The organism is Hyunsoonleella flava, assembly GCF_004310325.1.
Lineage (GTDB): Bacteria > Bacteroidota > Bacteroidia > Flavobacteriales > Flavobacteriaceae > Jejuia > Jejuia flava.
Genome location: NZ_SIRT01000003.1, coordinates 242,993 through 267,726, shown reverse-complemented (window position 1 = coordinate 267,726; position 24,734 = coordinate 242,993). Strand labels below are relative to the sequence as shown.

23 protein-coding genes are annotated in these 24,734 nt (G+C 34.5%); 17 read left to right on the top strand and 6 right to left on the bottom strand.

Features of this window, described 5'->3' with window-relative positions; genetic code table 11:
* Positions 1-103 precede the first annotated feature (103 nt).
* Entirely contained in the window at positions 104-1,111 is a 1,008-nt protein-coding gene (locus EYD45_RS06335; protein WP_130963671.1) for a 3-oxoacyl-ACP synthase III family protein, read from the top strand.
* Positions 1,112-1,595: 484 nt separating this feature from the next.
* Here EYD45_RS06335 and EYD45_RS06330 read toward each other — a convergent pair whose 3' ends face one another.
* Entirely contained in the window at positions 1,596-4,085 is a 2,490-nt protein-coding gene (locus tag EYD45_RS06330; RefSeq protein ID WP_130963669.1) for a TonB-dependent receptor domain-containing protein, read from the bottom strand.
* Positions 4,086-4,186: 101 nt separating this feature from the next.
* On the opposite strand from EYD45_RS06330, the gene EYD45_RS06325 reads away from it, so the two are divergent.
* Complete coding sequence (locus EYD45_RS06325) at positions 4,187-4,549, top strand: CoA-binding protein (RefSeq protein WP_130963667.1); 363 nt, start codon at positions 4,187-4,189, stop codon at positions 4,547-4,549.
* Here the strand turns inward: EYD45_RS06325 and EYD45_RS06320 are convergent.
* The gene (locus tag EYD45_RS06320) at positions 4,520-5,980 is read right to left on the bottom strand and encodes a sodium:solute symporter (protein WP_130963665.1); all 1,461 of its coding nucleotides are present in this window, start codon (positions 5,978-5,980) and stop codon (positions 4,520-4,522) included. The two genes, EYD45_RS06325 and EYD45_RS06320, sit on opposite strands and share 30 nt — an antisense overlap.
* A gap of 126 nt (positions 5,981-6,106) precedes the next feature.
* Between EYD45_RS06320 and recR the strand changes: the two genes are divergently transcribed.
* From recR to EYD45_RS06260, 12 genes are all read left to right on the top strand, one after another.
* The gene (gene recR, locus EYD45_RS06315) at positions 6,107-6,724 is read left to right on the top strand and encodes a recombination mediator RecR (RefSeq protein ID WP_130963663.1); all 618 of its coding nucleotides are present in this window, start codon (positions 6,107-6,109) and stop codon (positions 6,722-6,724) included.
* A 10-nt stretch (positions 6,725-6,734) separates the two neighbouring features.
* Positions 6,735-7,832 carry a glycosyltransferase family 2 protein gene (locus EYD45_RS06310; protein WP_130963661.1) on the top strand — a complete coding sequence of 366 codons (1,098 nt, stop codon included), beginning with the start codon at positions 6,735-6,737 and terminating at the stop codon, positions 7,830-7,832.
* 89 nt (positions 7,833-7,921) lie between these two features.
* Positions 7,922-9,250 (top strand): dihydrolipoamide acetyltransferase family protein, encoded by a 1,329-nt coding sequence (locus EYD45_RS06305; protein WP_130963659.1) that lies wholly within the window; start codon positions 7,922-7,924, stop codon positions 9,248-9,250.
* Between the two features lie 92 nt (positions 9,251-9,342).
* On the top strand, positions 9,343-10,116 hold the full coding sequence (locus EYD45_RS06300) for a 3'-5' exonuclease (protein WP_130963657.1): 774 nt from the start codon (positions 9,343-9,345) through the stop codon (positions 10,114-10,116).
* 178 nt (positions 10,117-10,294) lie between these two features.
* Positions 10,295-10,906 carry a fumarylacetoacetate hydrolase family protein gene (locus EYD45_RS06295; protein ID WP_130963655.1) on the top strand — a complete coding sequence of 204 codons (612 nt, stop codon included), beginning with the start codon at positions 10,295-10,297 and terminating at the stop codon, positions 10,904-10,906.
* Between the two features lies 1 nt (position 10,907).
* Positions 10,908-11,249 carry an Hpt domain-containing protein gene (locus EYD45_RS06290; protein WP_130963653.1) on the top strand — a complete coding sequence of 114 codons (342 nt, stop codon included), beginning with the start codon at positions 10,908-10,910 and terminating at the stop codon, positions 11,247-11,249.
* Between the two features lie 2 nt (positions 11,250-11,251).
* Complete coding sequence (locus tag EYD45_RS06285) at positions 11,252-12,502, top strand: competence/damage-inducible protein A (RefSeq protein ID WP_130963651.1); 1,251 nt, start codon at positions 11,252-11,254, stop codon at positions 12,500-12,502.
* Positions 12,503-12,763: 261 nt separating this feature from the next.
* On the top strand, positions 12,764-13,000 hold the full coding sequence (rpmB, locus tag EYD45_RS06280; protein WP_057778512.1) for a 50S ribosomal protein L28: 237 nt from the start codon (positions 12,764-12,766) through the stop codon (positions 12,998-13,000).
* Between the two features lie 24 nt (positions 13,001-13,024).
* Positions 13,025-13,207 carry a 50S ribosomal protein L33 gene (rpmG, locus tag EYD45_RS06275; RefSeq protein WP_008992117.1) on the top strand — a complete coding sequence of 61 codons (183 nt, stop codon included), beginning with the start codon at positions 13,025-13,027 and terminating at the stop codon, positions 13,205-13,207.
* Positions 13,208-13,242: 35 nt separating this feature from the next.
* Positions 13,243-13,395, top strand: coding sequence for a DUF4295 domain-containing protein (locus EYD45_RS06270; protein WP_130963649.1), 153 nt, complete (start codon positions 13,243-13,245; stop codon positions 13,393-13,395).
* Positions 13,396-13,831: 436 nt separating this feature from the next.
* On the top strand, positions 13,832-14,785 hold the full coding sequence (ftsY, locus tag EYD45_RS06265) for a signal recognition particle-docking protein FtsY (protein WP_130963647.1): 954 nt from the start codon (positions 13,832-13,834) through the stop codon (positions 14,783-14,785).
* Positions 14,786-14,799: 14 nt separating this feature from the next.
* Positions 14,800-16,272: a DUF6770 family protein gene (locus tag EYD45_RS06260; protein ID WP_130963645.1), complete on the top strand. Its 1,473-nt coding sequence runs from the start codon at positions 14,800-14,802 to the stop codon at positions 16,270-16,272.
* Here EYD45_RS06260 and EYD45_RS06255 read toward each other — a convergent pair.
* On the bottom strand, positions 16,269-17,585 hold the full coding sequence (locus tag EYD45_RS06255; protein ID WP_130963643.1) for a M48 family metalloprotease: 1,317 nt from the start codon (positions 17,583-17,585) through the stop codon (positions 16,269-16,271). The two genes, EYD45_RS06260 and EYD45_RS06255, sit on opposite strands and share 4 nt — an antisense overlap.
* A 58-nt stretch (positions 17,586-17,643) precedes the next feature.
* Between EYD45_RS06255 and EYD45_RS06250 the strand changes: the two genes are divergently transcribed.
* A complete protein-coding gene (locus EYD45_RS06250) occupies positions 17,644-18,072 on the top strand; it encodes an SRPBCC family protein (RefSeq protein WP_130963641.1) in 429 nt (142 codons plus the stop codon).
* 41 nt (positions 18,073-18,113) lie between these two features.
* Complete coding sequence (locus EYD45_RS06245) at positions 18,114-19,745, top strand: amidase family protein (RefSeq protein ID WP_130963640.1); 1,632 nt, start codon at positions 18,114-18,116, stop codon at positions 19,743-19,745.
* Here the strand turns inward: EYD45_RS06245 and EYD45_RS06240 are convergent.
* Together EYD45_RS06240 and EYD45_RS06235 are read right to left on the bottom strand one after the other, a co-directional pair.
* Positions 19,742-20,797, bottom strand: coding sequence for a serine hydrolase domain-containing protein (locus EYD45_RS06240; RefSeq protein WP_130963638.1), 1,056 nt, complete (start codon positions 20,795-20,797; stop codon positions 19,742-19,744). The genes EYD45_RS06245 and EYD45_RS06240 overlap by 4 nt on opposite strands.
* A gap of 78 nt (positions 20,798-20,875) precedes the next feature.
* Complete coding sequence (locus tag EYD45_RS06235; protein ID WP_130963637.1) at positions 20,876-21,949, bottom strand: serine hydrolase domain-containing protein; 1,074 nt, start codon at positions 21,947-21,949, stop codon at positions 20,876-20,878.
* 83 nt (positions 21,950-22,032) lie between these two features.
* On the opposite strand from EYD45_RS06235, the gene rimO reads away from it, so the two are divergent.
* Complete coding sequence (rimO, locus tag EYD45_RS06230; protein WP_130963635.1) at positions 22,033-23,337, top strand: 30S ribosomal protein S12 methylthiotransferase RimO; 1,305 nt, start codon at positions 22,033-22,035, stop codon at positions 23,335-23,337.
* Between the two features lie 55 nt (positions 23,338-23,392).
* On the opposite strand, the gene EYD45_RS06225 is transcribed toward rimO, so the two are convergent.
* The gene (locus EYD45_RS06225; protein ID WP_130963633.1) at positions 23,393-24,670 is read right to left on the bottom strand and encodes a carboxypeptidase-like regulatory domain-containing protein; all 1,278 of its coding nucleotides are present in this window, start codon (positions 24,668-24,670) and stop codon (positions 23,393-23,395) included.
* Positions 24,671-24,734: the final 64 nt, after the last annotated feature.

Here is a 24,734-nt window from a genome sequence, read left to right as displayed (position 1 = left end):
TTACGATTTTCAGTTTTTGAGATTGGTTTTTGGAATTTAGTATTTTGGAATTTGATGTTTGATATTATTATTTTGTATTTTGGTTTAAACTAAAATCGGGGATATGTATAATTCTAGAATAATTGGCCTTGGTAAATATGTACCAGATAATGTGGTGACCAATGATGATTTATCAAAACTAATGGACACCAATGATGCGTGGATACAGGAACGTACTGGGATAAAGGAGCGTAGATGGATTAAGGAAGGCACTGAAGATACTTCGGCGGTTATGGGTGCAAAAGCTGCAAGAATTGCCATTGAACGTGCAGGATTAACAAAGGATGATATAGATTTTATTGTTTTTGCAACCCTCAGTCCCGATTATTACTTTCCTGGTTGTGGTGTACAAATTCAGGATATGTTAGAAATGCCTACCATTGGTGCTTTGGATATCAGAAACCAGTGTACTGGGTTTGTTTATGCAGTTTCCGTAGCAGACCAATTTATAAAAACAGGAATGTATAAAAACGTTTTGGTAATTGGTGCTGAGTTCCATTCTGGAGGGTTAGAGAAGTCTACCAGAGGTAGAAATGTAACTGTAATTTTTGGTGATGGGGCAGGAGCCGCGGTAATGAGTAGAACGGAAGATAATGCAAAAGGCGTACTATCTTCTCACTTACATTCTGAAGGGAAATATGCCGAGGAATTAGTTGTTGAGGGACCAAGCATTAAGCACTGGGTGCCAGAAATTTTAGAAGCCAATGATCCCGATGACACATCATATTATCCCTATATGAATGGGCAATTTGTTTTTAAACATGCCGTTGTACGCTTTAGTGAAGCAATTGTTGAAGGCTTACAGGTAAATAATCTTCAAAAGGAAGATATCGATATGTTGATTCCACATCAGGCAAATCTGAGGATTTCTCAATTTATACAAAGGAAGTTTGGATTGCGCGACGAACAAGTATTTAATAATATTCAAAAATATGGTAATACTACTGCTGCATCGGTAATTATAGCTTTAACCGAAGCTTGGGAAGAGGGTAAGATTAATGAGGGCGATACCGTGGTTTTGGCGGCTTTTGGTAGTGGATTTACTTGGGGTAGTGTTATTATGAAGTGGTAATTTATTAAATCTGTTTTATAAACAAAAATCCGAAACTGGTATTTTCATACAGTTTCGGATTTTTTAATGCTATTAACCAACCAGTTTCAATTAACACAAATTTTGAAAAGAGAAGCTCTTATGGCTTATTTAGATGATAATAGCAAAACAAATATTTTAAGTTGAGTTATTCTCACCCAGTTCATACGAAAATAAAACTCGAAATTTGTTGGAATTCCGAGTTTATATGCGCTGAAGCGCACTAACCGTTTTAATGAATTCTTATAATAAAGCGACTAACTCAAATAATTACTAAATACGGTTTTTGGTTGTTATATAACGTTTGGAATCGGTTATTATTGTAACTGTTTTTAATTTTAACGAATTTTAACATTCTTATTGGAGATATATAAAGCACAAACCCCCGAAGTTTCACTTCAGGGGTTCTATTTAATAATCTAAATATAACACTAACCATCAACTATTATCAGATTATTAAAATAATTTATAGGAAGCCTCCGCTGCCTTGTTTCGTATTGTCGTCTCTTTGTTTTCTGCGTAAAGCTCTATATTTTCCACCTCCAAATCTATAAGATAACGCAATATTCCAAGTATTGCTTTCCCAATTAAACTGCCCTTGACTAGGGAATGGTGTAACGCCATCAAATTCAAAATTCATTGTGTTTAAGATGTCACTATAATTGAAGCTAAATGTGGCACGTTGCTCTTCCAAAAACGAATATCGCATTCCTGTGTTAAGCATAAACATTGGTTTTCTGGTAAACTGAATCCCTTTTTCTTCACCGCGATACATAGTAAATAACGAAAAATTTAATTTTTTAGTGGCCTTAAAATTGTTAAACAATCTTAAATTCCATACTACATTATCCACTTTTGTGTTTTGAGCTATAATATCAGCTTCAGTTGCATTTGGCAAGTCATCGGTATCTATTATTTCGGTAATACCTCTTTGCTCTTGAGAGTACAAGTCAAAACTACCATTTAAACTCCACCATTTTGTCGGTCTGTAGTTACTGGAAAGTTCTACACCATAAGCGGTGGTGTTATCAAAATTGTCAAACGTTAATATGGCATTTCCGGCAGGAATATTATTTCTATCTATGCGCACAAAACGATTAATATTATCTTCTATCAGTCTCCCAAAAATACCAGCGGTTATAGTTCCCTTTTTTAGTTTACGTGTGTAGTTTATCTCAACTGAATTTGTAAACTGAGGCAATAATTCTGGATTTCCAAATGAAGATACTCTTGGTGTGGCCCATTCCCTAACAGGGTTTACTTGTTGTAGCCCTGGTCTGTCTACTCTGCGACTAGCACTAAATTGATAGGTGTTTTTATCCGAGGCCTTATAGCTTACAAAAATTGAAGGATATACTTGGAAATACTCATTTTCAAAAGGGAAAGACGCAGTTGTATTGTCACTAAAAAATTGAAGGGCATCTGCATCCTCAAGTACCTGTTCAAAACGTGCGCCTACTTGATAGTTCCATTTCTCATTTATGGTTCTTCCGTAGGTAGCGTAAGCAGAGAAAATATCTCTATTGTACTCAAAATCAGTACTTGGTGTTGGGATAATATTGCCTTGTCCATCAAAGGTTAGTCCGCTAGATTCGTAATCTACATCAGAATTAAAAAAGCGCGCTTCCAATCCTACTTCTAATTTTGTTTTTTCATTTAATGGATTTACATAATCCACATTAATAAAAGTTTGATCCCTTTTGGTGTCAACCATATCTGTGTAGTTTGGTGGAAAGCTGAAGTTTCTAAAATTGAAATTTGCAATTTCATCATTTTCAAAATTGTTATGGTCTATTTCTATATCTAGCGTTTCGTCTTCGGCCTCATTAAAGGTATGCTTGTAGGCTACGTTATATTGACTAGAGATATTGTCTGTAATGTTATCAAAAAGTTGCGCTTGATTGATAGGACCAGGGAATGTAAGGAAGGTGTTGCCAAAACCATTTCCGCTAAAGGTATTTTGGTTGGTAAATACCGAAATGGTGTTTTTGTCATTCATATAAAAATCTACACCAAATTTATATAAGTGCGATTGGTTGTTGTTGAAAAACTTGAAGTCCTGACGTGAGTCGTCATCAAGTCTATCTATAAAACCGAAATTATCGTATTTTCCAATATTGTTACCGTAGTTACCGTAGAAGTTGAATTTGCCATTACGGTAGTTCATATCGATAGAACTATTGAATTTTGCAAAAATTTCCTTTGTAACGCCAACGTTAAAATTACCGTTGAATCCAATTTGAGTATTCTTATGTAGTTTAATATTAATTATACCACTCATCCCTTCTGGATTATATTTCGCTGAAGGGTTTGTAATAAGTTCAATAGACTTAATAGACGTCGAGGGAATCTGTCTTAAAAGTTGCGCTACAGGCACATTACTTAATTTACCATCGACCATTACACGAACATTTTCATTTCCTCTTAAACTGATGTTACCTGTTTGTTGGTCTACATTTACAGAAGGGAGGTTATTCATAATATCGCTTGCCGTAGGGCCTGCAGTGGTAAGGTCTTTACCTATAGTAATTACTTTTCTATCTACTTTTTGTTGAATTGTTGATACTTCGGCAACAACGGTTACAGCTTCTAAATCTTCAAGTTCTTCTTCAAGATAAATATCGCCTAAATCTACTTTGTAATTGCCTCGTTTTAAAGTAACAGCTTTGTTGTAGGTTTTGTAGCCAATATATTGTATGCTTACGGTAACATTACCTTCTTCAATTTTTTCAATTTTAAAAGATCCGTTATCTAGAGTAATGCCACCGGTTAACGTTTCTCCTGTTGTATTTTTGATAATAACGTTTACATAAGGTAAGGGTTGTTTTAATTTTGCGTCTAAAACTCTCCCTGAAATAGTGCCTTTTTTTGCATCATTGGGATCTGTTGGATTAGCGTAAACTGATAGTGAAAAAAAAGCAAATAAAAGAATGCTTAATGAAATAGTCTTTTTCATTTGGATTGATTAGTTTGATTGATGATGTTTATAGTTAACAAAGAGACGTCTCTTTTGGAATAATGTTACTAGTTTTAACAAAAAATTAATTTTTTTAACATATGAATAAGAAAACTTTAGTGCTTGGAGCTTCCCTAAAACCAAATAGATATTCCAACTACGCTATACATCGATTGGTAGCAAATAAAGTAGAAACTGTAGCTTTTGGATTGAGAGAAGGTGAGGTTTCAGGAGTTAGTATAGATACTAATTTAATGGCTTATGAAGATATTGATACCGTAACGCTATATCTTAATCCGAAAAGGCAAGTTGACTACTACGATTATATTATTTCCCTTAAACCAAAGCGCGTCATTTTTAATCCTGGGACGGAGAACCCAGAATTGTATAAGCTTCTTAGGGAAAACAATATTTCCTTTGAAGCAGCTTGCACTCTAGTCTTGCTTTCTACGAATCAGTATTAAACCAAGAAAGGTTATTAAGCCATTAAGCGGTAGTATTTCCCAATGAAATTGATACTTGCCAATAATGCTTTCAGGCAAATTGGTGATTGCAAAACTGATAATGATGGAGAGTAGAGCAACTATCCATGCATACTTGTCTTTTATTTGATGTTTAGTTAGAATTCCAAAGGTAAATAGCCCAAGTAAGGGCCCGTAAGTAAATGTTGCAAATTTAAAAAGATTACTCACCACATTACCTTCTAAATAATTGAAGATAATCACAACAATAATGAGTAAAAGAGATACACCTATATGTACTTTTTTACGTAAAGGTTTTTGATCTTCTTTGGGCCTGTCATGAATATTTAAAAAATCTACTGAGAACGATGTTGTCAATGAGGTTAGGGCGCTATCGGCACTAGAGTATGCAGCAGCTATCAACCCAATAATAAAGGTAATGGATAGTGCATTTCCCAAGTTTTGGTTCATAGCAATTTCTGGAAACAATAAATCTGTTCTTATTCTTCCGTCTACTACAGGAATGTCTAAGCCAAATTTTTCAGCATAAATAAACAGTAATGCACCTAACGAAAGAAAAATTAAGTTAACCACCACTAATAGGCTTGCCATAGCAAACATGTTTTTTTGTGATTCCCTGTTATTTTTGCATGTTAAGTTTTTTTGCATCATATCTTGGTCAAGTCCAGTCATGGCAATGGCGATGAATATACCACCAACAAAATATTTCCAAAAATAAGTTACGGTATTAGGGTCATCAAAAAAAAATATTTTACTTTTCTTAGAAAATGATTCTGAGCTCAGGGCTTCCATAAATGTCCAATCCAATCGTTCATTTATTAAAAAAATAGCCACTAAAACGGCGGTTAACATTGCCAAAGTTTGTATGGTATCTGTCCAGATAATCGTTTTAATGCCACCGCGATTGGTATATAGCCAAATAAGTAAAATTGAAATTACCACAGTAATCCAAAATGGAATACCAATACGTTCAAAAACAATGTATTGCATGGCAAGGGCCACTAAAAACAATCTAAAGGAAGCGCCTGTTACCCTCGATAACAAAAAGAAAAACGCGCCTGTTTTGTAGCTTACAACCCCAAAACGTTGTTCTAGATATTCATAAATCGAAGTAACGTTTAGCCTATAATACAATGGTAAAAGAATGCTTATGATGAACAAGTAGCCAACAAAAAAACCAAAAACCCCTTGCATATATGCAAATTGTTGTCCGCCAATCATTCCTGGTACCGAAATAAAAGTTACACCAGATAAAGATGCCCCAATCATCCCGAACGCCACTAAATACCATGGTGCCGATTTGTTGGCTTTAAAAAAGGCCTCGTTAGAATCTTCCTTTCCTGTGAAATAGGAAATTAATATCAATACAATAAAGTAAGCGGCTATTAAAAGCAGAATTTGTGTGGCACTCATGCAATTTTATTTTTCAAGTTTTCAAAATACAACTATTCATTTTCAAAAACCAAACGGAACAACCAGTATTTTAATTGGGTACTTTAAAATTAGCGAATTTCAAGTCTAAACTGTAATTTCGCAGTTATGGAATTTTCTTCAAAATTGCTGGAAAATGCGGTAAATGAAATGTCTCAATTACCTGGTATTGGTAAGCGTACAGCGTTACGTTTGGTATTGCATATGCTAAGGCAGCCCAAAGCGCAAACTACTGCATTATCCCAAGCATTGATGAATATGAGAACGAGTATTAAGTTTTGTAAATCCTGTAACAATATTAGTGATGTTGAGCTTTGTGAAATATGTGCAAACCCTAACAGAGATGAAGGTGTAATTTGTGTTGTTGAAGACATAAGGGATGTTATGGCCATAGAAAATACGAGTTCTTTTAAAGGTTTGTACCATGTTTTGGGCGGTAAGATTTCTCCAATAGATGGCATTGGCCCACATGATTTAAATATTGTGCCACTGGTTGAAAAAGTAAAATCAGGAACCGTGAAGGAAATTATTTTTGCGTTGAGCTCGACCATGGAAGGCGACACCACCAATTTTTACATTTTCAAACAAATTCAAGAGTATAACATTACCACATCAACCATAGCCAGAGGAATTTCAGTTGGCGACGAATTGGAATATACTGATGAGATTACACTGGGAAGAAGTATTTTAAATCGTGTACCGTTTGAATCATCACTAAAATTATAACTGTCTTTCATTGAAACTCTCCATAGTTATATTAAACTATAATGTGCGCTACTTTTTAGAATTATGTTTAAAAAGTGTGCAAGCTGCCATTACTAATATTGACGCAGAAATTATTGTAGTAGATAATAATTCTGAAGATGATAGTTGTAGGATGGTAAAGCAGCTATTTCCCAATGTCAATTTAATCGAAAACAAAGAAAATCATGGGTTTTCAAAGGGTAATAATATAGGTGTGAACCAAGCCCAAGGCGAATATTTGTGTATTTTAAATCCGGATACGGTTGTAGCGGAAGATACTTTTGAAAAGCTATTGCAGTTTTGTGAAGGAAGGGAAAACTTAGGCGCGGTAGGTTGTAAACTGATAGATGGTACTGGGCGTTTTTTGCCTGAAAGTAAACGAAATATTCCCGTTGTAAAAACAGCGTTAAAAAAGTTTTTAGGGAATTCAAAACACTATTACGCCAATCATTTAGGTAAAGATGAAACAGGTAAGGTAGAAATTCTGGTGGGTGCATTTATGTTTTTAAAAAGAGCGCTCTATAGTGAAGTTTCAGGTTTTGATGAAGATTATTTTATGTATGGAGAAGACATTGATTTGTCTTATAAAATCAGGAAGAAAGGCTTGCAAAATTACTATTATGGTGAAACAACTGTTTTACACTACAAGGGAGAAAGTACGTTAAAAGACAAAAAATATGCGAAACGTTTTTACGGTGCAATGCAAATTTTTTATAAGAAGCACTTTAAGCGCAACATATTGTTCGATATGCTTGTTGCTCTGGGCATTAAAATTATCCCTTTTTTAAAGCGAAGTGAGCAAAAACAAAATATAGAACCATCTCAATACGTACTCGTTTCTGATAATGTTAATGATCGATTAGCATCTCGTTTGGATAAGTCTTTAGTGGTGAATCGTAACATAGATAACATTGAGTCAGGCAATGAAATAATATTTGATAGCAATGTTTTGACTTTTAAAGAAATAATGGCTTTAATAGAGAAATACTCAAATAGTAAAAGATGCACTTTTAAAATATTGCCCAAAAGGTCTAACTTTATCCTTGGAAGTAATAGTGCTTCGGGTAGAGGCGAGATAATTGTGTTTTGATGGGTTTTATTGTATATAATTTAAAAGAATTAACGATTTTTAGTTAATTTTGCAATCAAAATAAAGAATAAAGGCTTTAATTTAAAGAAATGGCAAAGTTTGAATTAACATTACCGAAAATGGGGGAAAGTGTTGCTGAGGCAACTATTACATCTTGGTTAAAGGATGTTGGTGATACTATTGAACTTGATGAGGCAGTTTTAGAAATTGCAACAGACAAGGTAGATAGTGAGGTGCCAAGTGAAGTTGAGGGTGTTTTGGTTGAAAAGCGCTTTGAGGTAGATGATGTAGTTCAAGTAGGTCAAGTATTAGCTGTTATTGAAATTGAAGGAGAGGTTGAGCAGGCTACTACGGAGGTTTCAGAAGAGACATCAAATACTGCTTCTGAGGCTGTTGTAAATGAATTGACCGAGCGTGTTGAAACAGCGAAAGCTGAAGTGACTTCTGCTGCACCAACTATTTCGAGCAATGAACGTTTTTATTCGCCACTGGTAAAAAATATAGCTAGGCAAGAAGGTATTTCACAAGAAGAATTGGACGCTATTCCAGGAACGGGAAAAGAAGGAAGAGTGACCAAAAATGATATTTTAGGATATATTGAAAATAGAGGAGATGCTCCTGTTCAAAAAGTAGTGCCCAAACCAGAGCCGGCTAGTCAGTCTGCTCCTATTGTGCCGAAGGCGGAAGCAAAGCCTGTTGTGGTAAGTGGTGAAGATGAAATTATTGAAATGACGCGTATGGGGAAATTGATTTCCCAGCATATGACGGACTCTCTACAAACCTCTGCACATGTGCAAAGTTTTATTGAAGCCGATGTTACCAAAATTTGGAACTGGCGTAAAAAAGTCAAGGATACTTTTGAAAATAGAGAAGGGGAAAAACTGACTTTCACGCCTATTTTTATGGAGGCCGTTGCCAAGGCGTTGCGTGATTATCCAATGTTGAATATTTCTGTTGATGGCGATAAAATCATCAAAAAGAAAAATATCAATCTGGGAATGGCTACAGCTCTAGCTGACGGTAACTTAATAGTTCCTGTAATAAAAAATGCCGACCAATTGAATTTGGTAGGGATGACCAAACAGGTGAACGACTTAGCAAATAGGGCTAGAACAAACCAATTAAAACCAGACGATATAAAAGATGGCACTTATACGGTGACTAATGTAGGCTCTTTCGGGAGTATCATGGGAACGCCTATAATTAATCAGCCCCAAGTGGGTATTTTAGCCCTGGGGGCCATTAGAAAAGTACCTGCGGTTATCGAAACTTCTGAAGGTGATTTTATAGGTATCCGATACCGAATGTTCTTATCACATTCTTATGACCATCGTGTTGTTAACGGTGCACTTGGTGGCATGTTTGTGAAAGCTGTAAAAGATTATTTGGAGGCGTGGGATAGCGATAGAGAAGTATAGATTATAATAACCCATGATCTAAACCCGACCAAAACAGTTGGGTTTTTTTATTTTTACAACGCCAATCAAGAAAATATCAAATACAATATTTAATGCAATTAAACCTAACAAAACCCATCTGTTTTTTCGATTTAGAAACAACAGGAATCAACATTACTTCTGATAGAATTGTCGAGATTTCAATATTAAAAGTGCATCCCAATGGTAAAGAGGAACGCAAAACATGGCGTGTGAATCCTGAAATGCCAATCCCAAAAGAGGTTTCGGAAATACATGGGATTTATGATGAAGATGTAGCTGATAAACCAACGTTTAAGGAGTTGGCCAAAGAGGTTTATAATATGATCAAAGATTCCGATTTGGGAGGCTTTAATTCGAATAGGTTTGATATTCCACTTATGGCTGAAGAGATGTTGCGCGCCGATGTGGATTTTGATATGAAAAACCGCCAATCGGTGGATGTGCAAACTATTTTTCATAAAATGGAACAACGTACCTTAAGTGCGGCCTATAAGTTCTATTGTGATAAAAACTTAGATGATGCGCATAGTGCCGAGGCTGACACTTTGGCTACTTATGAAGTACTAAAGGCGCAATTAGAAAAATATGAGGAACTGGAAAATGACACAAAGTTTTTAGCTGAGTTTAGTTCCAGAAAGAAGTTTGCTGATTTTGCTGGCTTTATAGCGTATAATAAAAAAGGTGAAGAGTGTTTTTCTTTTGGAAAACATAAAGGAAAATTAGTCACTGAAGTTTTGGAAAAAGAACCTGGCTATTTTGGTTGGTTATTGAATGCGGATTTCCCGTTGTATACTAAAAAGGTACTTACTGCAATAAAATTGAGAAGCTTTAATAATAAACTTTAGGAGACAGGAGACAGGAGACAGGAGACAGGAGACAGGAGACGATTGAGGACGATGATTGCAGATTTGCCTGCGTTAGGGATTGAACGGTATGTTTGAAATCCCCGACGTAGGAGGGATTGAGTAGTGAAAGCCCGACCCGACGAAAGGAGGGTAACGCCCAAATAAATATTTTTGAAAGATGAAACTAATATGTATAGGTAGAAATTATACTGAACACATTGCTGAGTTGGAAAATGAAAAACCAACCGATCCTGTGGTATTCTTAAAACCCGATACTGCTATTTTGCTAAAAAAGCAACCGTTTTTTATTCCAGATTTTTCTGATGATGTACATCATGAGGTTGAGGTTTTGGTGAAGATAAATAGAGTGGGTAAGCATATTGATAAAAAGTTTGCGCATAAATATTACGATGAAATAGGACTTGGAATTGATTTTACGGCTCGTGATTTGCAGCGTAAATTGAAGCAAAAAGGATTGCCTTGGGAGAAGGCAAAAGCGTTTGATGGCGCAGCGGTTATCGGCAAATGGCTCTCTAAAAATGAGTTTACCGATATAAACGCTATTGAGTTTTCTTTAAAAAAGAATGATAATATTGTACAAAAAGGAAATACAAGCCACATGCTTTGGAAAATTGATGAATTAATAGAATATGTCTCGAAATATTTCACTTTAAAGATTGGAGATATTATATTTACGGGCACACCTGCTGGAGTTGGTAAGGTTGTTGCTAACGATAAACTAAAAGGTTTTATAGGAGACAAAGAATTATTTTCTATAACTGTTAAATAACATGGAACAACATTATAAATTATTTAGAGTAAAAGAGTTAGCGGATAACGACGAGGATTTTGTAATGGCTTTGGCCGCTACATTTTTAGAAGAAGTACCTGAGGATGCTGAACGTTTAAAAAAGGCCGTGGCTGAAAAAGATTATCATACCGCATACCAAGCGGCACATAAAATGAAGCCTACCATTGATTTATTCGAATTAGGGGTGCTAAAAGATTTAATTGAAGTGCAAGATTGGGGTAAGTTTACAAAAACGGATGTGGATATTACTGATAAGTTGGATATTGTGATTACTGCGGTAGATAATGCTACTGCAGAAATTAAGGAAGATTTCGGATTGTAAATATGCTGGCAGAAATTATAACCATTGGCGACGAACTTCTTATAGGTCAGGTTATTGATACCAATTCTGCCTTTATCTCACAAACATTAAATAGTATTGGTGCTTCTATTTATCAAATCACTTCGGTACAGGATGATAGGGCCCATCTTCTTCAAGCTTTTAAAGATGCCGAAAGTAGAGTAGACATTATTATCATTACGGGAGGTTTAGGACCTACAAAAGACGATATTACAAAAAAAACCATTGCAGAATATTTTGATGACACTTTGGTTAGAGACGCGTCTGTCACTAAAAATATCGAGGATATTTGGAAAAAGTATGTGAGACAAACATTGCTTCAGGTAAATAAAGACCAAGCATTGGTGCCCTCAACAGCAACTGTTTTGATGAACGAGCTAGGAACTGCCCCGGGTATGTGGCTAGATAAGGGTGATAAAACATTTGTTTCATTACCGGGAGTGCCTTTTGAAATGAAAAAGTTGTTGGTAAGCAAAGTTATTCCTAAACTAAAGGACAAATATAAGTTTCCATATATACTGCATAAAACCTTATTGACCTACGGACTGGGAGAGAGCACGCTGGCAAAGCGGATTGAAGCATGGGAAGATGCGCTACCGAGTACCGTTAAACTTGCCTACATGCCAAACTTAGGAAGTGTGCGTTTACGTCTATCGTCAAAGGGTGAAAACCAAAAAGAAGTAGAGCAAAATATTGAAGAGCAAATTCAAAAGGTGTTGCCTTTAATAGAAGACGCTTTTGTAGGTTTTGAGGATGAAGCAAAGTCATTGGAAGTTATTATCGCAAACCGTTTAACCAAACTAGGAAAAACATTAGCTATTGCTGAAAGTTGTACTGGTGGTAACGTTGCAGAACAATTTACACAAAATGCAGGTGCCTCTTCTTATTTTAACGGTGGTGTTGTTACCTATGCCACCGAATCTAAAATTAAAGTTTTGGGTGTGCCAAAAAAGCTCATCGAAAAACATTCAGTAGTTAGTGCTGAGGTTGTAGAAGCCATGGCCAAAAATGTCCGAGATTTATTTAATGCTGATTATGGTGTGGCAACCACAGGGAATGCCGGTCCATCAAAAGGAGACTCCGATGTTGAAGTAGGCACGGTATTTATTGCTGTAGCTTCAAAAGACGCAGTGGTTTCAGAGGCATTCATGCTAGGTTCTGCGAGGAAACGCGTCATTAAAAAAGCGGTAAACAAAGCTTTGGAAATGCTCGAAAAAGAAATTTTGAAAAATTAATAAATTGAAAAAACATTCCTCAGCGCTTCTTGTTGACGTTACCCATAAGATTGTTATTTCCGTAGAAACTGGAATCAAAAATAACAGAATTTTTTAAGGCCATTACGCCATCCAAAACTCTCGAAAATGATCAAAATTAAGGTTGATTTTTACTTGAAATAAATCCTTTTAAAAAATTCGTTATTTTAATTGTCATAATTCAAAATTTAAGTATATTTGCACCTCGTTTTTAAGCAACAACACATTTAAAAGTAAAAAGTAATGTCAAGAGTTTGTGAACTTACAGGGAAAAAGGCAATGGTTGGTAACAACGTGTCTCATGCAATGAATAAAACTAAGCGCAGATTTGATGCTAACTTAGTAAAGAAACGTTTTTACATTCCAGAAGAGGACAAGTGGATAACTTTAAAAGTGTCAACTTCTGCTTTAAAGACGATTAATAAAATAGGGATTTCGGCTGCTATTAAAGAAGCTAAGTCTAAAGGATTTTTAAAATAAAACGTCAGCGTAAAGTAGTTTAAGATGGCAAAGAAAGGTAATAGAATACAGGTAATTTTAGAGTGTACAGAGCATAAAGAGTCTGGACAACCAGGAACTTCAAGGTACATTACTACCAAGAACAAAAAGAACACGCCAGATAGAATGGAGTTAAAGAAATTTAACCCAATCTTAAAGAAAATGACAGTTCACAAAGAAATTAAGTAATAAGTTTTACAGCGTAAAACTAAAAAGTATAAGCCATGGCAAAGAAAGCAGTAGCATCGTTACAAACAGGGTCTAAAAGATTAACTAAAGCTATCAAAATGGTTAAGTCTCCAAAAACAGGAGCTTACATGTTTGTAGAATCAGTAATGTCTCCAGAACTAGTAAACGATTTCTTAAACAAGAAATAAACGTTCACTACCACAATATTATAAAGCTGCTGTCTGTAAAGAGAGCAGCTTTTTTAATGAGATAGAAACATTGAGTTTATGTCAAGTCAAGGTTTCGTAATCGAATTAATCCCGCCTATTTTGGTGGGATTTCTTTTTAAACCCTATCAAGATTTTATTTCCTTTAAGTATATTTACACTTCAAATTTTTAATGACAATATTTCATGTTAAAATTAAAGGCAAGAAATTTGTTATCAAGTATTTGGGCGTTACCACAAGGGTCGGGCTTTCGGCAGTCGCTCTCTCCTACGTCGAGGAGCTTCAACAAATGCCTCAATCCCTAACGCGAAAGACCAGCCGTCTTAAACAAAGACAGTTTAGGTTGAGATAGGAATACCCTAACAAAGAGTTGAAACAATTAAACGTTTCAACTTATAAACGGATAAACAATTATAAATGAGTTTTTTCAAAAAAATATTCTCCTCAGAAAAAAAGGAAACCTTAGACAAAGGGCTAGAAAAATCAAAGTCTAGTTTCTTTGGCAAACTTAGTAAAGCCGTAGCAGGAAAGTCTAAAGTAGACGATGAGGTTTTAGATAATTTAGAAGAGGTTTTAGTAACCAGTGATGTTGGGGTAAATACAACTTTAAAGGTGATTGAGCGCATCGAAGAACGCGTTGCCAAGGATAAATATTTAGGAACTGATGAATTGAATCAAATTCTACGTGAGGAAATAGCAGGTTTGCTATCCGAGACAAATTCAGGAGAAGATACCGAATTTACCATTCCAGAAGGCAAAAAGCCATACGTTATGATGGTAGTTGGTGTAAATGGTGTAGGAAAGACCACAACCATTGGTAAATTGGCAAGCCAGTTTAAAAAACAAGGTTTAAATGTGGTGTTAGGTGCAGCAGATACGTTTAGAGCGGCAGCTATTGACCAATTACAAGTTTGGGCAGATCGGGTAGATGTACCTATTGTAAAGCAATCTATGGGTAGCGATCCAGCTTCTGTAGCTTTCGATACTTTAAAAAGTGCAGTAGCTAGTGATGCCGATGTTGTTATTATAGATACTGCGGGGCGATTACATAATAAGGTCAACTTAATGAATGAGTTGACAAAAGTAAAACGTGTGATGCAAAAAGTGGTGGATGATGCGCCGCATGACGTATTACTAGTCTTAGATGGCTCCACAGGACAAAACGCCTTTGAGCAAGCCAAACAATTTACTGCTGCTACCGAAGTAACCTCGCTAGCCGTTACCAAACTGGACGGCACCGCAAAAGGAGGTGTAGTCATAGGTATTTCAGACCAATTTCAAATACCTGTAAAATATATTGGTGTTGGCGAGGGGATTGATGATCTTCAAGTATTCAACAAGTATGAGTTTGTTGATTCTTTTTTTAAATAACATTTACAGCATACATGAAACGAATCCTACTTATTTTAAGCCTTTCACTGGCAACAATTGCTGGAGCACAAATTTCAAATTTAGCAAATTTAGCATCTGGAGAAATGCAGATGTTTACACCAATTTATGAAGAGAATGAGGACGTTTATGGCTACTTCACTCTTTTTAAAATGGATAAGTTAAGTGAGAACGAAGAAAAATATGAGTATACAATTCTGGATAAAAACCTCAATAAAGTAGCCAATGGCGAATTTGTTGATGTAGCGTATAAGAAAATATATTCTAGATATTACTTGCCAGAAAAATTGGGAAACACCTTACTTCTCACCAAACGATATAGTAATACAACTGGTAGGGTAGCATTTACGTCGTCTAGGTTATTGCACTTGGATAATAATGAAATTGGAGACCCTTTTTATTTTGAAAATGACACAGTTTTAGAAGGTAATAGAGATATTAATACAATAAAGAAAGTACAAAGAGAAAGAGCTTATATTAACGTTCCTGTTGCAGCCAATAATGGTTATTTGGTCTTACAGCTGCGAAAAAAGAATGCTAAAGTGAATCCACAGATTTTAGAGTTCTATAATCTTAAGAATGAAAAGGTTTGGGATTATGAATTTGGTGGCGATAAAGTATCGTCATTTTTTAGCGCTGTATCTTTTCAAGAAGATGCTTTGTATTTTATATACAGTTCAAAAGACGGTAGTAAACGAAAAAAGGAGTTTTTACAGATTGATGCTAATACAGGACAGCTCAATTTTAGATATCCACTTGAACATACAAACTCAAAATACAGCTATAGTTACACCGTTAAAAAACTTGGCGAAAATACTGTTTTAACAGGTAAAATTAGTCCATATAGCATTGTTGGCTATAATAGGGACAGGGCATTGGGTTTATTTAAGATTGTTTTGGATAAAAATGGTAACGAAATATTAAAAAAACACTTTTTATGGGAAGATGCAGGAGATTTTATTGAAATGAATAAGAAGGGCAAAATGGAAGCTGGGTATAAACTTTTTACGCACGCTTATTTTGTGTTTAACGACGAGCGTATTGTGGTTTTATCCGAAAAGTATAAAATCGCCAATAATATTTTGTTAGGCCCTCATGTAAAAACTGAAGATTTTATTCTTCTGGAATTTGATAGTAATTTTGATATTAAAAATGTAAAAGTGATAGAAAAAGACATGAGTAAATTTTCTTCCTCTGACTACTTATTTGGTCAGTACTTGAATAGTGAAAAAGATGCAGTATTTTTCTATCAAGACTATCAAAAGGAGGAAGGTACAAAGGATAAAAACTGGATTTTAGGCATAGTTTCAATTGTAGATGGCGAAATAAATCACGAAAAAATCCCAATGTCGTCTGATGATTATTTCATTTCTCCGTATATCGCTAAAGAGGGCTATATACTTTTAAGAGAATTCAATGAAAATTCAGACTTTGACGAAATTAGATTAGAACGCTTGAATTTAGATTAATTTTTTAAGTAGTAATCGGCTATAGTTTTAATCTCATTTAAATTTAAATTCCAAATAAAATTCAAAAACTGCTGGTAACTTTTGCTTTGTTCTTTAGGTACAATTCTATCAACATATCTATTTAATTGATACTTCTTTTTGGCTTCATAAATAGCATTAAAATTAATACCCAGCCATTTTTGTAGATATTTGTCTTCAAAATTACTTTCCAAGCGTTTTAAGATTAGGTAAATGCTCAGGCCATATTCATTATTATAAAAGAGATTTTCTACGTAGGCTTTATTTGCTAAATCCTGTAATTCTAAGAATGAACTGTCTACTTTAGTTCTATTGTTACTTGGAAATTCAGTGTTTAATTCTTGAAAAAATAGTTTAAGTTTTTCTATTCTATGATCAATTTCGGGATGCCCTTTTATGGAATCAGCATTTATTTTATCCTTATAAAAATCATAATTATAGTGATCAAAATCTTCATTTTTCAACCATTTGTGATTGAAAGGTTGTTCTTGTAAATCAAAAGTTTTAATATAGATTGTTGAGTCTAAAGCTATAGAAGGAACAGAATCATACTTTTTAAGCGTAATCAGTGTATTTAAAAACTCATTTTCAGGAGATTTACTGTTTTTGTATAGCAAATACCCTAATGAATCTGCCGCTATTTCATTCTTTCTTTTTATTTCTCCTTCTTCATATAAAAGGTTTTTAAGTTTCTCAAAGGAACGAGAACCTTTATTATATTTTTCCAACTTTAAATTTCTAGAGAAATAGGAATTGCTCCCTAATACAGCAATATTTTGGTTTGCCTTATTCACAATACTATTGTGACTATGCTTCAGTAGTTCATGCGCCACTTCATGCGACATAACCGATAATAATTGGTGCTCGTTTTCAAGGAACGAAAACAAACCTATATTTGTAATAATGGTGCCATTGCCAATGCTAAACGCATTAGGAGAGGGTCTTTTTGATAAATATACCTTTATGTCTTTGTCTTTTAATTCCGTATTGTTTTCTACCAAAGTATTAAAAAGGCTGTCAATATATTTTTCAAAACGAGTATCAAACAATAGTTTTTTATTCTCTAAAATTTCTTCAAACTGTCCTTGATATTCAGTATAAATTCCTAAAATTTCCCTTCTTAATTTTCCCTTATAATTTGCTTTAATATGTTCTTCGAAAGTTTCGTTTTTTGTTTTAAAGTCTGCAATTAAAGATTTGTGCTTTTCGTAATCAGTAGTGTCTATAAGTTGGTGGTTTTGTGAATAACCTAACAATGAAAAACAAAAGAAATAAAACGGCAAGAGGTATTTCATGTATGAAGATTTAGATTTTAAAAATAGATAATTAATCTAGAAACTTTTATATTTAATTATGAAATTCAATATTTATCATAGTTTATTAGTTGAAGAAAAGCCTTCAAAAGTATTCAACGCCATTTCGCTACCCAAGCATCTAGATAATTGGTGGACATTAAAAAGCTCTGGAGAACCAAAATTTGGAGTAGAGTATAATTTAAATTTTACCGATAAATACGATTGGTATTGCAAGGTTTCAAAAATAGAACCTAACAAATCCATTCATTTTAAAATGACAAAATCAGATGCAGATTGGAATCCCACGACTTTCGGTTTTGATTTAAAAGAAACCGAAAACGGAACACTAGTGGAATTTAGCCATGTAAATTGGGTAAACCAGAATCATCATTTTAAACACTCTTCCTTTTGTTGGGCATTATTGCTTAACGGACTTAAAAATTATTTAGAAAAGGGGACAATAGTTCCTTTTGAAGAGCGCAATTAATTTCTTGAAATGATTTAGTATTTTTATAAAAAATGCTAAATATGAGATATCTTCTTTCATTTCTACTTATTATTCTGTTATTCAATTGTAAGAATACCCAATCTGAGCCGAAAGACTCTGAGGTATCCACAGATATCAGTGCAATTTCTTCTAAAGATTTTAGAGAGTTAAAAGTTCTAGATTCAAAATACATCGATAAGGATCAGCTATGGCAACCGTTTGAAAAAGACTTAGAAGATTTTACCGAAGAAATGTATAATACGCTTAAGCCATTAATTTTAGAACAAGATATTCCAACTATTCAAAACTATATTTTGGATGGTAAGCTGAATTACGAGAAACTAGTAAAATTCTATTTATACCGCATTAGAAAGTATGATAGAGAAAATGAGTTGTCTTTAAACTCCATCATTTCATTAAATCCTAAAGTCATAAAAAATGCAATTGAGGCTGATAATGCTAACTCAGAAATTACTAGCTACATTTTTGGTATGCCCATTCTTCTAAAAGATAATATTAACGTAAAAGGTATGCCTACAACTGCTGGTGCAGTTGTAATGCAAAATAACAATACCCAGGATGCCCATATTGTTGAACGTTTAAAAGCTAAAGGGGCCATCATCTTAGGAAAAGCAAACTTAAGTGAATGGGCCTACTTTTTCTGTGGCGATTGCCCAAGTGGTTATAGCGCTATTGGCGGCCAAACCTTAAATCCTTACGGCAGACGTGTTTTTGATACTGGTGGTTCTAGTTCAGGAAGCGGTGTAGCTGTAGCTGCTAATTTTGCAGCTGCAGCCATAGGTAGTGAGACTTCCGGCTCTATTTTGTCACCCTCAAGCCAAAATTCTGTGGTAGGCTTAAAACCAACTATTGGTTTGGTAAGTAGAAGTGGTATCGTACCTATTTCTTCAACTTTGGATACTGCGGGACCAATGACTAAAAATGTGATTGATAATGCTATTTTATTGGACGCTATTTTTGGGTTTGATGCAACCGATTCTAAATCAGTATCATCAGAAACTCTTAAAGTATCTTATTTTGAAGAGCTTAGGGAGGCCTCTATAAAAGATAAACGCTTTGGCGCGCCCAAAAGACTTTTGGAAGATTCATTATATGTTCAAGCGATTGTAGACTTGAAATCAAAAGGGGCAATAATTGTAGAAATAGAAGAAGAGAAAATAGATTTGCCTAATTTTCTTAGGCTGTTAAATTTAGATATGAAAGCAGATTTACCTAAGTATTTAGAGCAATATGCAGATGCTTCGGTTGCGATAAAATCTGTACAGGATGTTATTGAGTTTAATAAAACGGATTCCATAAATATAATGCCATACGGACAAAAACTATTTGAAGGTATTGTAGCAGATAATGCTACTGATGCAGAATTTCAAGCGATAAAAAGTACACTTAAAACCAATGGAAGGCAATACTTTGATATTCCTTTTGCGGCTCATAATTTAGATGGCTTTCTGTCCATAAACAATTATCACGCAGGTTTTGCAGCTGTTGCTGAATACCCAGCGATTACTGTTCCGATGGGTTATACGGAAGAAGGTGCTCCAAAAGGGTTAACGTTTATAAGCAAGTCATTTTCAGAAAAAAAGCTACTACAATGGGCATATATTTTTGAGCAAGTATCAAACAGAAGAAAAGCACCTAAAAACTATGATTAGTTAATTAATGCATTAATCTTTTCCCAAAGTTCATTATCAAAATTACTTGGACCGAATCTCCGTTTTTTTGCTCTATCACCTAATCTAACAATAACTAAATTCTGGCTGGGTACGATGTAAAGCTTTTGGTCGTTTTTACCTAAACCCGCAATAAGATCATCTGGGGCATTTGGTATCAGTTTTCCTTTAAATTCTCTAGTTAATCCAGGAAGCCTAAAACTTTTTTTACCATTAAGCCACCATAAATACCCATAACTCTTGTTAAGGGTTTGAGAGGTGTTTGTCATTTCTTGGAAAAACATCGTATCCTGTAAAATTGGAGTATCTTGCCAAATACCTTTATTTAGATTCAGTAGACCGAATCTCGCCATCGTTCTGGCATTACTGTAATATGGTTTAGCGTATCCAATGCCTTTCCATTCTCCAGTCATGCCTATTCTATCCTGTAACTTCTTATTAAAATAACTGATAAAACTTTGGTTTACTGCTCCACTTATTATTGCTTGTATCTTAGTATATGCCGCATTGTGATAAAACCAGAAAGAACCAGCTTTATTTTTATAATGTAAACATCTGGATAAGGTGCAGTTTTTGTTAAACACCTCAAAATCTAATCCTGTAGTCATGGTTAAATGATGCTTAACAGTTATGCTATCTTCTTGCCGCTTTGTTAAACTAGACCAACCAGAACCAAGATAGTCGTTTGAAGGGGTGTTAATATTAAGAAACCCCTCTTGTTGTGCAATTCCCGCAGTAAAAGCAACCAATGTTTTACCAGCAGAATACCAAGGTAAATTAGTGTTTTTTGTTACATTATCACCATACCATTCAGTAACAATTTTACCATCTTTTAGTATAATAAATGCTTTTGTACCTTTATTTTTAATATATTCTAACAAAGGTTGTAAAGCTTTACCATTCCATTGTGTGTCATCAATATTTACAGTTTCCCAATTATCTGAATTTACTGGAGGAAAGTATAAATCGTTATTTTGAGCTATTATATTAACCCAAATACTAAGATTAAAGATTAGAAATATAATTGCTTTCATGTTAAACGCTATGCTTCTATAAATGTAATTAAGGTATCTCACCCAGGTTGTTGTTTGCTAAATTACAATCTATTAATATCAATTAATTAATAAGTTGATTTTTTCCCATAAATCATTATCAAAACTAGAGAGTGCTAAGGCATCGTTGTTGGCCTTATTACCCATTCTAATGATAACCAGTTTTTTACTTGGTACAACGTAAATTTTTTGATCGTTTTTTCCTAGAGCAGCAAAGGTGTCATCAGGAGCATTTGGAATTAATTCGCCATTAAACTCTAGCTGGGTAGCAGGTAAATGATAACTAGCTTTTCCATTGAGCCACCATAGATATCCATAGGACTTATTAATGTCTTGTGATGTGTTTGTAGCTTCGCTCAAAAAAGATTCAGGTACTATTTGAGAATTATTCCATTTGCCCTTTGCATAAATCAATAAACCAAATCTTGCCATACTTCTCGTATTACTCCAATACACGTTAAAATCTGAATTTTGAATCCAATTACCCGTCATACCAATCTTATTCTTTAGTTTACTAGTAAAATAAGTATTCCAATTGCTACCACTAGCTAAGGCTACAACATCTTGCATTTTTTTGTAAACATTGTGATATGCCCAACGTGTTCCTGCATCAGCTTTGTATTGTAAGTTCTCTTTTGAAACATTATCTCCAAGGCTATCATCCAAACCAGAATTCATAGATAACAAATGTTTACATGTAATGAGATTTTCTTTTTCCAAAAGTGCACTTGTCCAGCCTTCGCCCAAATAATTTGAAACTTTAGCATTCAAATCTATAATGCCTTCATCTTGGGCAATACCAGAAATTGCTGTAGTTAATGTTTTACCCGCACTTGCCCAATACCAGGGTTTTGATGCGTCATGACCGTTCATATATTCCTCTAAAACAATCTTTCCGTCATGAAGTATTATAAAGCTTTTTGTGTTTTTCTCGTCGAGGAAGTCCAATAAATTAACCAGTGCATCCTGGTTCCAACTTAAATCATCAATAGATTTAGTTTCCCAAGTATCAGAGTTAATAGGTGGAAAATATACACTTTCATCGGGCTGTTGGATATCTCCATTGGTGTCGTTTGAAGAACAACCAAAAGCGATTGAGAGGAACAAAAGCAACAAAAAAATCTTTGTTTTCATAGTCGTAGGCTTTCAATTTAGGACAATCAAATATATAAAAGGTTTAATTAAGTTGTATCTTTGCGCCCTGATTTACAATTGATATGCGTACAAAATCACTTAAAAAAAATAGAATAAATGTTATTACACTAGGTTGTAGTAAAAACGTTTATGATAGTGAGGTGCTTATGGGGCAACTTAAAGCCAGTGGTAAAGATGTTGTACATGAGGAAGAGGGAAATATTGTAGTTATAAACACCTGTGGTTTCATTAATAATGCCAAGGAAGAAAGTGTAAACACCATTTTGGAGTTTATACAAAAGAAGGAAGCTGGTGATGTGGACAAGGTGTTTGTAACAGGCTGTTTAAGTGAGCGTTATAAACCAGATTTACAAAAGGAAATACCTAATGTAGATCAATATTTCGGTACAACAGAATTACCTGGTTTGTTAAAAGCACTTGGTGCAGATTATAAGCACGAGTTGATTGGTGAGCGCTTGACAACCACGCCTAAAAATTACGCATACCTAAAAATTGCTGAAGGTTGCGATAGACCTTGCTCATTTTGTGCTATCCCGTTAATGCGTGGAAAGCATAAAAGCACCCCTATAGAAGATTTGGTACTTGAAGCAGAAAAGCTAGCAGCTAACGGTGTTAAGGAATTGATTTTGATTGCGCAAGATTTAACGTATTACGGGCTTGATTTATATAAAAAGCGAAACCTAGCAGAATTACTGGAGGCTTTAGTTAAAGTTGAAGGTATCGAGTGGATTCGTTTGCACTATGCGTTCCCTACAGGTTTCCCGATGGATGTTTTGGATGTGATGAATCGTGAGTCGAAAATTTGCAATTATTTGGACATTCCATTGCAGCATATTTCAGATACGATTTTAAAAAGTATGCGTCGCGGTACAACAAAAGAAAAAACCACTAAACTACTGGAAGAATTTAGGTCTAAAGTCCCTGAAATGACCATTAGAACCACTTTAATAGTAGGTTACCCCGGAGAAACCGAACAAGATTTTGAGATATTGAAACAATGGGTAAAAGATATGCGCTTTGAGCGTTTAGGCTGTTTTACATATTCCCACGAAGAAAACACCCATGCTTATAATTTAGAAGATGACGTTCCAGAAGATGTGAAGATAGATAGAGCTAATGAAATTATGGAAATTCAATCCCAAATTTCGTGGGAGCTTAATCAGCAAAAAATAGGGCAGGAGTTTAAGGTAGTTATTGACAGAAAAGAAGGCAACTATTTTGTTGGAAGAACGGAGTTTGACTCTCCTGATGTTGATAATGAAGTATTGGTTGATGCTACGAATACCTATTTGAAAACGGGTGAATTTACTACTGTAAAAATCTTAGAAGCAGAGGATTTTGATTTATATGGAGAAGTTGTAACATAAAAAAACCGATATAGCTTAGTGCTCTATCGGTTTTTCGTCTTAAGAAATCCATATTCTAAGATTCTTCTTTTTTATTTTGCTTATCAAGTTGCTTCTTGATTTTTTTAATGGCATTTTCTATCGGTTTTTCGGGCTCTATAATATTATAAGCGCCCCAAAATTCTGGATCGGAAAAACCAGAGGTTTGTTCTGTTAAAATGGTAGATGGTCTTAACATTTTTTCGCGTGATTTCGCAATCTTAGTTTCAGGAATTTCCCAATCAGTTATGGCCATTTCACTATTCAACGTATAAATACTATTAAATAATTTACCTTTCCAATTCACTTTAAATGTCAATCCAATATTACTATATGCGTAATGCCACTTACCGTTTTGGGTTCTATATTTTACCTTATAAGTAGCTTCAGTGGGGTAAACGTCAACTTTTCTGGGCTTTTTTCTAACAAACATACGGCTAGATAGCTCTTTATTTTCAACGTTTAAACTGTATTTGGCACTTGTTAGTGCTAGCGTATTAGCATCAATGTAAAGCTTACCATAATACATCGGCGTTTTAACACTTGGCTTTTGTTTGAAATTTACAACATACACCAAATTTTTATTAATATTAGTTGATGTTTCATAATTAAAATTATAAAGATCTATATCTTCTTCAGTAAAAATATATTCGGGGTATTTAACCAAATCAGTATATATATTACTAAAAGGCCCCCCTTGTAATTTTAAAGCTAGTGTGTCTAATCTAGAGTAATTAGTGTTTTTCCTAGACTTTATAAGCTCTATGTGATCATTTCTAAGGCTACTATAAGGTTGTTTATGGATTTTTACAACAGCTTCTGAAAGTGAGGCATTACGACGCCGCTTCTTGATAGTTTCTCTGTAAAAAGCTGTCATTAATGCATTTTTATTATTGTAAGCGGTGCTTTTATTTGCCAAGGTTTTCATTACAAGTGTTCTTGCATCGTAAGGATTAGCTGCGATACTTACCGGAGTGAGCTCTGTGACACTTGGCTTAAGATAAATTTTTTCATCAGTACCTAAGTCTACAATATTTAAAAGTTTTCTTTCGTAGCCGAGATGCGTGATTACTAATTTTTCACCTAGATATTTATAAGGAATTTTTAATAGGAATTCTCCATCCGAATTGGTAACTGTACTAATATTAGTACCATCAACAACTATATCCGTAAAAATCAATGCATCACGAGTACCTTGATCAAGTACTGTACCGCTAATTTCTTTAATGGCTTGAGTGTCTTGTGCTTGTATCATAAAAAAAGAGCACAACAACATACACACTAAACCTAATTTTATTGAGGTCGTCTTTTTCATAATTTGATGTGTTAAATTTTATTTATGTTAATGTATAAAAAAATATACTAAAGGTTTACAAATC